Raw genomic sequence first — 11,752 nt, 5'->3', positions numbered from 1 at the left:
GGCTGGCATAAGGGACGGCAAGAGGGAAGGCATGAGGATGGGCATCGAATTGGCGTGGAGTTTGTGTGGCGATAGCTAAGAGAAAGTTTGATGCGGTCATTGTAGGCGCTGGCGGTGCCGGCATGCGCGCCGCGTTGCAATTGTCTGAAGCGGGGCTTAAGGTCGCAGTGCTATCTAAAGTATTCCCCACGCGTTCCCACACGGTGGCGGCGCAAGGGGGTATCGCAGCCGCCCTCGGGAATGTCACTGAGGACAATTGGCACTGGCATATGTACGATACCGTGAAAGGTTCCGATTATCTCGGGGATCAAGACGCCATCGAATTCATGTGCCGCCAGGCCAGCGAAGTGGTGTACGAACTGGAACATTTCGGCATGCCATTCGATCGCCTGGAGAACGGCAAGATCTACCAACGTCCATTTGGCGGCCAGTCGCAGAATTTTGGTGGAGCGCAGGCTACCCGCTCGTGTGCAGCGGCGGACCGCACTGGCCATGCCATGCTGCACACGCTCTATCAGCGCAATGTGCAAGCCAATACCCAGTTTTTTGTCGAATGGATGGGCCTGGACCTGATTCGCGATGAAGAGGGCGATGTATGCGGCATTACAGCGCTGGATATCGAAACGGGCGAAGTCATGGTGCTTCAGGCAAGAGCCACGCTGTTCGCAACCGGCGGAGCCGCGCGCATATTCAGCGCCAGCACGAACGCATTCATCAATACCGGCGATGGACTCGGCATGGCGGCGCGCGCCGGGATTCCGCTGGAAGACATGGAGTTTTGGCAGTTTCATCCTACTGGCGTATACGGAGTAGGCGTTCTTATCAGCGAGGCGGTGCGCGGAGAAGGTGGCTACCTGCTCAATAAGGATGGCGAGCGCTTCATGGAACGCTATGCACCGCATGCCAAGGATCTGGCCAGCAGAGACGTGGTATCCCGTGCGCTAACCATGGAAATAAAGGAAGGACGAGGATGTGGCAGGGACGGCGATCATCTGCTGCTAAAGCTCGACCACCTGGGCGCAGACGTCATCAAGACACGGTTGCCGGGCATCCGGGAAATCGCAATGAAATTTGCCAATGCCGACCCGATTCATGATCCGATTCCGGTTGTGCCCACCGCCCATTATATGATGGGTGGGATTCCGACCAATTTTTACGGACAAGTGGTGGCGCCCTACAAGACAGGACCCGAGGAGGTGGTGCAGGGACTGTACGCTGCCGGGGAATGTGCCTGCGTTTCCGTGCACGGCGCCAACCGCCTTGGAACCAACTCCCTCCTGGACATTCTGGTGTTCGGCCGCGCCGCCGCCAGTCAGATGGTTGAAGATCTGAAAAAGTCCCCGCATCATAAGCAGCTCCCCGCGAATGCCGTTGACAACGCGCTCGCCCGGCTTGCCCGCCTGGATGGGCAAAAAGATGGCGAAAGCGTAGCCCAGGTCAGCGATGCCATGCGAAGGACCATGCAAGCGCATTGTGGCGTATTTCGCTTCGCGGACATGCTCAAACAGGGCGTTATAAAGATCGGTGAAGTGGCGGAACGCGCCAGGCATACCGAGATCAGGGACAAGAGCAGAGTGTTCAATACCGCCCGTGTGGAAGCGCTGGAGCTCGACAATCTGATCGAGGTAGCCATAGCGACCATGGTATCGGCCGAGGCGCGCACTGAAAGCCGCGGTGCTCACGCGCGCGATGATTTTCCGCAGCGGGATGACGATAAATGGCTCAAACATACCTTGTATTTCAGGGAGGACCGGCATCTGGATTACAAGCCCGTCCGTTTAAAACCGCTGACGGTGGAATCGTTTCCTCCCAGCGCGAGGACATATTGATAACAATATATGAGCGGTATGGGCAGTGCCACTACTCACGCTTCACGATGCGCGCAGGTCGGCGATGAGGGATAAAACATGCTGGACATGAAAACTATCGAGCCATGTGTTGTGGTGATTTTCGGAGCAAACGGAAATTTGTCACGGCGGAAGCTGATCCCTGCTCTGTTCCGGCTGGATGTTGCCAAACGACTGCCTGAAAAAATGGCCATAGTGGGTTGCAGCCTGGAGCCGTGGAACGATGACCAGTGGATCGAAGAAGTTTCTGGCATGTTGCAGTCACGTTTTCCCGGCGGGCTCGACGAGGAGGTGTTCAAGCGTTTCCGCGCCAGGCTGCACTATCATCCCAATCCCCCCGGGAGCGGTGATGCTTATCAGAATCTACAGAAAAAACTGGAAGAAACTCCGGGGTTCTCTCCCAATCTCGTCTTTTATATGGCGGTACGACCTTCCGAGTTTCCGTCAATTATCGACAAGCTTGGTACGGTAGGCCTCCTCAAGCAGAATAAGGGCTGGTGCCGTGTAGTGATCGAAAAACCGTTCGGCTATGACCTGCTCAGTGCCCAGACCCTGCAAAGGAGCCTGTACCATCACTTGAATGAGCCGCAAATTTATCGCATCGACCATTATCTCGGCAAAGGCACTGTCCAGAACGTGATCGTGTTTCGCTTCGCCAATATATTGTTTGAGCCGCTATGGAATAACCACTATATCGACCACGTGCAGATTACCCATTCCGAAACATTGGGCGTCGAGGGGCGGGCCGATTATTACGAGGGAGTCGGCGCATTGCGCGATATGATTCAGAGTCATTTGTTGCAGTTGCTGGCATTGGTGGCCATGGAACCACCGGTAACGCTATCCGCAGAGCATTTGCGGGATGAGAAAGTAAAAGTGCTGAAAGCAATACGGCCGATCACGCAGAATTCAGTACACGCCCATGCGTTCCGCGGACAATATACCGCGGGAATTATTGACGGCAAACCCGTGCCTGGCTATCTGGATGAGCCGGGCGTGGCGCCGGATAGTACTACCGAAACGTATGCAGCGCTGAAACTGTTCATCGACAACTGGCGTTGGGCGGGAGTCCCATTCTACCTGCGCACTGGCAAACGCATGGCGGAAAACAGTTCAGCAATCTGCATCCGCTTCAAAAGTCCTCCACGTGATTTACTGCGCCACTCGCATCGCGAATTGCCGCATCCGAACTGGATCCTGCTGGGCATTCAACCTGATGATTGTCTAAAGATGGAGATCCAGGTCAAAGTACCGGGACTTGACCTGAACACCCGTACTCTCAGTTTGGACGCAACCTATCGCAAGAGCAGCGAAGAGGATTATGACGCCTACGAAGGCTTGTTGCTGGATGTCATGCAGGGCGATCACTCCCTGTTTCTCCGCATCGATGAAGTGGAATGGGCATGGCGCGCGGTGGACCCCATCATCAAGGTATGGGCAATGGAACGTGGTTTTATCAATGGCTATCAGGCGGGAAGCTGGGGCCCGCGAGGCACATACCGTTTGTTCGACAATGAGGATCAGTTCTGGCGCCACTCCCTGAATCCGGAAGGCGGCGACCTGCAGGCCTACTGAATTTCACCCTTCCACTGATTTCAAGCCGGTATTCTTTGCAACACGTTAGATAACCGAGGTATCAGACATGAATTTCTCGATCTACCGTTTCGATCCCGACAAGGACGAAAGACCGTACATGCAGAATTATGACATTATGCTGGAGCCGGCAGACAGAATGCTGCTGGATGCGCTGGTGCGGATAAAGACCGTGGACGACAGTTTGAGCTTGCGCCGTTCCTGCCGGGAAGGAGTATGCGGATCGGACGCAATGAACATTAACGGCCGCAATGGATTGGCATGCATCACTCCGGTAGCGGGACTGAAGGAGCCGGTAACATTGCGCCCCTTGCCCGGATTGCCGGTGATACGCGACCTGATCGTGGACATGACGCAATTCTTCAAGCAATATCATTCTATCAAGCCTTATCTCATCAATAATGATCCGCCGCCGGAAACCGAGCGGTTGCAATCACCCGAAGAAAGGGCCGAGCTGGATGGACTCTACGAATGCATCTTGTGCGCATGTTGCTCTACCGCATGCCCCTCATTCTGGTGGAATCCTGACAAATTCGTCGGGCCAGCGGGATTGTTGCAGGCGTATCGCTTTCTCGCAGATAGCCGCGACCAGGCTACCGCCGAGCGGCTGGATTACCTCGAAGATCCGTATCGTCTGTTCCGCTGCCACTCCATTATGAATTGCGTGGACGTATGTCCCAAGGGTTTGAACCCAACCAGTGCTATTGAGAGTATTAAGGATATGATGATCAAACGGACAGTATGAGGGAACTGGAGCGTGCCCGCTGGCGCTGCCGGCGCGGGCTACTGGAACTGGATGTTATCCTGCAACGCTTCGTGGATGAGCATTACGCTCGACTGGATGAAGCCGAGCTCCGGCAATTCGAGACTTTGCTGAACCTTTCGGATAGTGACTTATGGGATATGATTGTGCAGAAGGAGGCAGACGATGAAAGTTCACAATCGGTACTGCGCCTGTTGCGAACGGTTAGACAGTAGTCTTTGAGAAATAAAAATACTAGGGAACAATATGGAAAATAAACGTGCAGCGGTACTCGATCTAGGCAATGGCAGCCAGCCGCTTGAATTTCCCATCCTGGCCGGGACCATGGGCCCGGACGTAGTGGATATTCGCACTCTATATTCTAGAGCCGGCGTATTTACTTACGACCCCGGTTTTCTTTCCACCGCCAGCAGCAGCTCCAAAATAACGTTTATAGACGGCGATAAAGGCATTCTCCTTTATCGCGGTTATCCGATCGAACAGCTGGCAGTACAGTGCGATTTTATGGAAGTGTGTTATTTGCTGCTGAACGGAGAGTTGCCCAACGCCCAGCAAAAAACTTCTTTCGACCTCACCATCAAGGAACATACGATGGTGCATGAGCAACTGGCGCGTTTTTACACGGGCTTCAGGCGGGATGCTCATCCGATGGCGGTCATGGTTGGCGTGGTCGGCGCGCTGTCGGCTTTTTACCATGACGCGATGGATATTTCGGATGCCTCGCACCGCGAGCTGTCGGCTTTTCGCCTGATAGCGAAGTTGCCGACAATTACCGCAATGGCATACAAATACAATATTGGCCAGCCATTCGTCTATCCGCGCAATAGTCTTAATTACGCGGAAAATTTCATGCATATGATGTTCGCCACGCCTGCTGAGGAATATAAGCCCAACCCGGTGCTGGCACGGGCGCTGGATCGTATATTGATTCTGCATGCCGATCACGAGCAGAATGCTTCGACTTCGACCGTGCGGCTTGCCGGCTCCAGCGGGGCGAACCCATTTGCCTGCATTTCCGCAGGTATTGCATGCCTTTGGGGACCGGCACATGGCGGAGCAAACGAGGCCTGCCTGAATATGCTGGAAGAGATCGGCGATGAATCCCGCATTGGCGAGTATATTAACCGCGCCAAAGACAAAAATGACCCCTTCAGACTGGTAGGATTTGGGCACCGGGTATATAAGAACTTCGATCCACGCGCGAAACTGATGCGTGAAACCTGCCATGAGGTGCTGGATGAACTTGGGTTGCATGACGACCGTTTATTCAAGCTGGCACTCAGATTGGAGAAAATCGCGCTGGAGGATGAGTATTTCATTGCCAGAAAACTCTACCCCAATGTCGATTTTTATTCAGGCATCGTGCAGCGCGCATTGGGCATCCCCCCTTCGATGTTCACCGCCATATTTACCATGGCGCGCACGGCAGGCTGGATTGCTCAATGGAATGAAATGATTTCCGATCCCGAATACAAAATAGGACGACCGCGCCAGCTTTACACGGGTGCCACCACGCGTGATGTGGTGCCCCTTGCATTACGCACGTAAACCGCTTTTACCAATGATGAGCTCCTCGGGCCAGCAGTTGCTTATGGACGTGAACCACTCTCTCCTGTCAGGCGGGAATGCACCCTTCATTGAAGGACTATACGAAGCATATCGGCGGCAACCGGAATCTGTTCCGCCGGAATGGCATGACTATTTCGATCAGTTGGAAAAAGCGGAGGAAGCGGCGGGCCCCGCTGGTTCTAATACGGAGGCGGTGCGTCGCCGGCCCGCTGCGGCTACTGGAGCAGCGCAAGACGAGCTCATCCTGACAACCGAGCGTAAGCAGATAGCGGTACTGCAGCTGATCAATGCTTACCGCTTTCTCGGTGTGCGCAACGCCGATCTCGACCCTCTCAAGCATCAGGAAAAACCCCACGTCCCGGAACTCGACCCCGCATACTACGGCTTGACTGAAGCGGATATGAGCACTGTTTTTGGCACCGGTTCATTGGTGGGCGCCCCCCGTGCGCCGCTTGGTGAAATCCTGCAAACGCTCCGGCAAACCTACTGCGGCACTATCGGGGTCGAGTATATGTATATTACCGACACCGAGCATAAGCGCTGGATACAGAACCGCATTGAGGGTTCCCGCGCGCAACCCCGTTACTCCGCTGAGTATAAAAGGCATATCCTTGAACGCCTCAGCGCGGCGGAAGGTTTGGAAAAATACCTGCACACCCGCTATGTCGGCCAGAAACGCTTCTCTGGCGAAGGCGCCGAGAGTCTGATTCCGCTATTGGATAACTTGCTGCAACGCGCCGGCGGGATGGGCGTGCAGCAGCTGATTATCGGCATGGCTCACCGGGCACGGCTCAACGTATTGGTTAATACCCTGGGTAAACTACCAGCCGATCTGTTCCAGGAATTCGAAGGCAAGCATGCGCAGGAGTTGACCGAGGGCGATGTGAAATACCACCAGGGCTTCTCCTCGGCGGTGTCCACTCCAGGCGGCGTGATGCGTCTCTCGCTGGCATTCAATCCCTCACATCTGGAAATCGTGGATCCGGTGGTAGAGGGCTCGGTACGCGCCCGCCAGCACCGCCTGAAGGACAGAGATGGCGACTTGGTTTTGCCGGTGCTGTTGCATGGCGATGCTGCATATTCGGCTCAGGGGGTAGTAATGGAAACCCTGAATCTTTCGCAGACGCGCGGTTTTGGCACCGGGGGCACGGTGCACATCATCATTAACAACCAGATCGGTTTCACAACCTCCGATCCGCGCGACGCACGCTCCACGCTGTATTGCACTGACGTGTCAAAAATGATCGAGGCGCCTATTTTTCATGTCAATGGCGATGATCCGGAAGCGGTCGTCATGGTGACAGAAATCGCGCTCGATTTTCGGATGAAGTTCCACAAGGATGTGGTCGTGGACATGGTCTGTTTCCGCACGCTCGGCCACAATGAGCAGGATGAACCGATGGTGACTCAGCCTCTTATGTACAAGCTGATTGCCAGGCATCCCGGTACGCGCAAGCGCTATGCCGACAAACTGGAAGCTGAAGGCGTCATCAAACCCGGCGAGGCTGAGCGGATGGTAAAAGCCTATCGCGACGATATGGATGCGGGCCGCAACCCTAACAAGACCATAGTGTATGGCTACAAATCGCCGGATGCGGTGGACTGGACGCCTTTCCTGAAGAACAGCAAGTGGGATATGCAGGTCGAAACCGGCCTTCCTATTGCGGATTTGAAGAATCTGGCCGAACGGCTAACCGACATTCCAGGCAAATTCAAGTTACACCCGCGCGTGGAAAAAATCACCGCTGACCGCCGCTCAATGGCCGAGGGAAAGCTCCCGCTGGATTGGGGAATGGCGGAAAACCTGGCGTACGCGGCGCTTTTGAAAGATGGGTATGCGGTACGCATTTCAGGGCAGGACTCGGCGCGAGGAACATTTTTTCACCGCCACGCCGTACTGCACGACCAGAACCGGGAACGATGGAACGAAGGCGCGTATATTCCTCTGCGCCATATCGCGCCGGGGCAACCCGATTTCACCGTGATCGATTCGGTATTGTCGGAGGAAGCAGTGCTCGGCTTTGAATATGGTTACGCCACCGCGGAACCGGATGAGCTGGTGGTATGGGAAGCGCAGTTTGGTGATTTTGCCAATGGGGCGCAGGTCGTGATAGACCAGTTCATCGCATCCGGTGAAGCCAAGTGGGGGCGGCTATGCGGCCTGGTCATGATGCTTCCGCACGGCTATGAGGGTCAGGGACCGGAACACTCCTCAGCCCGGCTGGAGCGCTATCTGCAATTATGTGCCGAATATAATATTCAGGTATGTGTCCCCTCCACGCCGGCGCAGATGTTTCATGTGCTGCGGCGGCAGATGCTCCGCCCGCTGCGCAAACCTCTCGTCCTCATGAGCCCGAAAAGCCTGCTGCGCCATAAGGAATCGGTATCGAGCCTCACGGATCTCGCCGATGGCAGGTTTCAGCCCATCATTCCCGAAACCGAAAAGCTCGATTCCTCAAATGTCCGACGTATGATCGCCTGCTGCGGCAAGATTTATTATGATCTGGTGGCTTATCGCCGCGAACAAAAAATCGAAGATGTTGCGATTATCCGGATCGAGCAGTTATATCCTTTTCCGCATGATGATTTCCAGGTTGAGGTCGAGCGCTACCCGCGAGCCAGAGATATACTCTGGTGTCAGGAGGAACCTGGCAATCAGGGGGCCTGGCACCGCATACAGCATTATCTGCTGAGGCACATGCGCCCCGATCAAGTGCTGGGTTATGCATTGCGGTCATCGTCCGCCTCCCCGGCGGTAGGATATCTGGCCAAACACAATCTTCAGCAGAAAGAATTGGTCGCGGCGGCGTTTCGCGAGGAAATTTAATAAGAGGAGAGCTTATGCTCGTCGACGTCAAAGTTCCATTGTTATCCGAATCGGTCGCAGAAGCTACACTGCTCTCGTGGAAAAAAAAAGAGGGTGAACGCGTCGAACGCGACGAAAATCTGATCGAAATTGAAACCGATAAAGTCGTATTGGAACTCCCCTCTCCTGCCACAGGCGTGCTGGCCAAAATCATCAAGGGCGACGGAGCGACTGTAACGAGCGGCGAGGTCATTGCCTCAATCGATACCGAAGCCGCAGCCTTATCGGCCGCTATGGGTGCGGAGCCCGTTTCGGTCCCGCCCGCTCCTGCCGCCGCAGAGCCTGCCCAACCGTCCCAAGTGAAACTTGAGCCCGAGCCGAAGCCCGAGCCCGTATCTGAGCCTAAGCCGGAAGCGAAGCCTAAGCCCGTGCCGGAGCCTGTGGAGCTTCCCTCGGCAGGTGCGCCAACCGCGGCGATGATGCCCGCCGCGCGGAGCGCCGCGGCGCAGGCACACCTTGAAGCAGGAGAAGTAAGTTCGATCCAGGGCACTGGCCGCGGCGGCCGGATCACCAAAGAAGACGTATCGGCCCATGTGGAACATAAAGCCGCACCACCCATGCCCCCTGCGCCCTCCCCCCAGCCCGTTCCTTCTGTTCCCCCTGTTTCAGCCAAGCCCGTCTCCCCGCCGGTACCAGCGGGCGATCGGCTTGAACGGCGGGTTCGAATGTCGCGGCTGCGGGCGCGTATCGCCGAGCGACTGGTGCAGTCCCAATCCACCGCGGCAATCCTCACCACCTTCAACGAAGTCAACATGCAACCGATCATGGACTTGCGTGCCCGCTATAAGGAAAAATTCGAGAAAGAGCACGGTGTCAAGCTCGGCCTCACGTCGTTTTTCGTCAAGGCAGCGGTCGCCGCGCTCAAAAAATTCCCCATTGTCAACGCATCGGTGGAAGGGGAGGACATCATCTATCACGATTATTATGATATTGGAATTGCAGTGAGCAGCCCACGCGGGCTGGTTGTTCCTATTCTGCGTAACGCGGAATCCCTGTCGCGGGCCGAAATTGAAAAGAAAATCGCCGATTTTGGCAAGCGTGCTCAGGACGGCAAACTTACCATTGAGGAATTGACCGGCGGCACCTTCTCAATCACCAATGGTGGCGTATTCGGTTCAATGCTTTCCACCCCCATTATCAATCCGCCGCAAAGCGCCATTCTAGGCATACACGCCACCAAGGATCGCCCGGTGGCCGAGAATGGCCAGGTGGTGATACGTCCAATGTGTTACCTCGCGTTATCCTATGATCATCGAATCATAGACGGGCGCGAGGCTGTGCTTTCCCTGGTGGCGATGAAAGAAGCACTGGAATATCCGATGAGCCCATTGCTCGAAGGCTGAGCGCATCGCAGCCCACCTTGCTCCTTAAAGGAATTATTTCACCATTTTATGTTATTTTCATAATCAGGAATATGTCACAATCTTTTGATGTAGCAGTAATAGGCGCTGGTCCGGGCGGCTATGTGGCGGCGATTCGTTGCGCCCAGCTAGGGCTCAATACGGTCTGTATAGACGAGTGGAAAAACCCTCAGGGAAAACCCAGCCTGGGCGGCACCTGCCTGAATGTCGGCTGCATACCGTCCAAGGCGCTGCTGGAGTCGTCGGAGAATTACGAACGCGCCGCGCGTAAGTTCTCGGCTCATGGTATTACGGTGGAAGGACTATCGATGAGTGTTCCCGTGATGATTTCGCGCAAGGACAAGATCGTCTCCAACTTCACCGGCGGGGTCGCCATGCTGTTCAAGAAAAATAAAGTAACCTCGATGCATGGGCGTGCGATGCTGCTTGAGAGTAAAAAAAATGAGAATGACGAGAACAGCATCTTCTGGCGGATCGAGGTAAAGGACGGGGATAAGGCGGAGACCATTCAGGCAAAACACATTATCATTGCCACCGGTTCAACGCCCCGCACGTTATCGTTCGCACCTGTGGACAATAAGCGAATACTGGACAATACCGGTGCACTGGCGCTGACAGAAGTGCCCCAACGGCTGGGTGTGATTGGCGGTGGGGTGATCGGCCTGGAAATGGGTAGCCTATGGCGAAGGCTCGGCGCGGATGTCACCATTCTGGAAGCCCTGCCCCAGTTTCTGATGGCAGCCGACGAGCAGGTGGCGAAAGAAGCGCGGAAAATCTTCACCCGGGAATCGGGCCTGGTGATAAGGACTGGCATCCAGATAAGCAGTATCAGGACGAGTGAAGGAAATATTACGGTCGAGTATACTGATGCCGCGGATGCCGAGGGTAATCTACAAAAACTCGAAGTGGATAAACTGATCGTCGCAGTCGGCCGGGTTCCAAATACCGCCGGCCTGGGCGCGGAAAACGTCGGCCTGAAACTGGATGATCGTGGTTATATTGAGGTCGATGCCAGTTGCCGCACGAACCTGCCCAACATATACGCTGTCGGCGACGTGGTACGCGGGCCCATGCTGGCGCACAAGGCGTCCGAGGAAGGCGTCGCGGTGGCCGAATCCATTGCCGGCCAGGCGGGCCATGCGAACCTGGACGCTATCCCTTGGGTGATCTATACCTCGCCCGAAATTGCCTGGGTGGGCAAGACCGAGCAGGAATTGAAAGCAGCCGGGATTCAATATAAATCAGGGCAGTTTCCTTTCATGGCAAACGGACGCGCGCGCGCGCTTGGGGAGACGGGTGGTTTCGTCAAGATGCTGGCAGATGCGGACACGGACCGCATCCTCGGCGTTCACATGATCGGCCCCTACGTTTCCGAAATGATTGCCGAAGCCGTAGTGGCAATGGAATTCTCCGCTACCAGCGAGGATATCGCCCGCATTGTTCATGCTCATCCTTCCCTATCCGAAGTGCTGCACGAGGCGGCGTTGGGCGTGGACAAACGGGCGATCCATATATAAAACCAACTTTCTGTGGAACTACGAGCGATACGCCTTTGCGAAAAGCGGGAATCCTGTGGATTTTCGCCCCTGCCAAATCCCATTTTTTACCATTTTCCCAGGGAATATCCCCTGAGATTCTGTTTTCGCGGAACGACCATTCGTATGGACGGATGGGGACTTTTGGAGACGCTATCTGGAGCCCTCGGCATAGCCATTGCATCCTGCAGCTGTCCAGCGCGCCGACGTACCTGCTT

General features: G+C 55.4%; 8 protein-coding genes. All 8 read left to right on the top strand.

Going from position 1 to position 11,752, the window contains the following annotated elements:
- Window positions 1-65 precede the first annotated feature (65 nt).
- Window positions 66-1,829 carry a succinate dehydrogenase flavoprotein subunit gene (sdhA, locus tag BMX00_RS05520; protein ID WP_090828000.1) on the top strand — a complete coding sequence of 588 codons (1,764 nt, stop codon included), beginning with the start codon at window positions 66-68 and terminating at the stop codon, window positions 1,827-1,829.
- Between the two features lie 87 nt (window positions 1,830-1,916).
- Window positions 1,917-3,422 (top strand): glucose-6-phosphate dehydrogenase, encoded by a 1,506-nt coding sequence (gene zwf / locus BMX00_RS05515; RefSeq protein ID WP_090828212.1) that lies wholly within the window; start codon window positions 1,917-1,919, stop codon window positions 3,420-3,422.
- A 67-nt stretch (window positions 3,423-3,489) separates the two neighbouring features.
- The gene (locus BMX00_RS05510; protein WP_090827998.1) at window positions 3,490-4,185 is read left to right on the top strand and encodes a succinate dehydrogenase iron-sulfur subunit; all 696 of its coding nucleotides are present in this window, start codon (window positions 3,490-3,492) and stop codon (window positions 4,183-4,185) included.
- Entirely contained in the window at window positions 4,182-4,418 is a 237-nt protein-coding gene (locus tag BMX00_RS05505; RefSeq protein ID WP_090827996.1) for an FAD assembly factor SdhE, read from the top strand. The genes BMX00_RS05510 and BMX00_RS05505 overlap by 4 nt, the downstream gene beginning before the upstream one ends.
- Before the next feature lie 31 nt (window positions 4,419-4,449).
- The gene (gltA, locus tag BMX00_RS05500) at window positions 4,450-5,751 is read left to right on the top strand and encodes a citrate synthase (protein ID WP_090827993.1); all 1,302 of its coding nucleotides are present in this window, start codon (window positions 4,450-4,452) and stop codon (window positions 5,749-5,751) included.
- A 16-nt stretch (window positions 5,752-5,767) separates the two neighbouring features.
- The gene (locus BMX00_RS05495) at window positions 5,768-8,599 is read left to right on the top strand and encodes a 2-oxoglutarate dehydrogenase E1 component (protein WP_218141509.1); all 2,832 of its coding nucleotides are present in this window, start codon (window positions 5,768-5,770) and stop codon (window positions 8,597-8,599) included.
- A 14-nt stretch (window positions 8,600-8,613) separates the two neighbouring features.
- On the top strand, window positions 8,614-9,981 hold the full coding sequence (gene odhB / locus BMX00_RS05490; RefSeq protein WP_090827989.1) for a 2-oxoglutarate dehydrogenase complex dihydrolipoyllysine-residue succinyltransferase: 1,368 nt from the start codon (window positions 8,614-8,616) through the stop codon (window positions 9,979-9,981).
- Window positions 9,982-10,052: 71 nt separating this feature from the next.
- Window positions 10,053-11,516: a dihydrolipoyl dehydrogenase gene (gene lpdA, locus BMX00_RS05485; protein WP_090827987.1), complete on the top strand. Its 1,464-nt coding sequence runs from the start codon at window positions 10,053-10,055 to the stop codon at window positions 11,514-11,516.
- The last annotated feature ends 236 nt before the right edge of the window (window positions 11,517-11,752 follow it).

Source organism: Nitrosovibrio tenuis, assembly GCF_900109785.1.
GTDB classification, from domain to species: Bacteria; Pseudomonadota; Gammaproteobacteria; order Burkholderiales; family Nitrosomonadaceae; genus Nitrosospira; species Nitrosospira tenuis_A.
The sequence above is the reverse complement of the archived record's forward strand: the minus strand, read 5'-3'. Positions and strand labels throughout refer to the sequence as shown.

Excerpts from the sequence above, each read along its gene's own strand:
- gltA (WP_090827993.1), top strand. The coding sequence starts at position 4,450 with ATGGAAAATAAACGTGCAGCGGTACTCGATCTAGGCAATGGCAGCCAG.
- zwf (WP_090828212.1), top strand. The coding sequence starts at position 1,917 with ATGAAAACTATCGAGCCATGTGTTGTGGTGATTTTCGGAGCAAACGGA.
- odhB (WP_090827989.1), top strand. The coding sequence starts at position 8,614 with ATGCTCGTCGACGTCAAAGTTCCATTGTTATCCGAATCGGTCGCAGAA.
- BMX00_RS05510 (WP_090827998.1), top strand. The coding sequence starts at position 3,490 with ATGAATTTCTCGATCTACCGTTTCGATCCCGACAAGGACGAAAGACCG.
- BMX00_RS05495 (WP_218141509.1), top strand. The coding sequence starts at position 5,768 with ATGAGCTCCTCGGGCCAGCAGTTGCTTATGGACGTGAACCACTCTCTC.
- BMX00_RS05505 (WP_090827996.1), top strand. The coding sequence starts at position 4,182 with ATGAGGGAACTGGAGCGTGCCCGCTGGCGCTGCCGGCGCGGGCTACTG.
- lpdA (WP_090827987.1), top strand. The coding sequence starts at position 10,053 with ATGTCACAATCTTTTGATGTAGCAGTAATAGGCGCTGGTCCGGGCGGC.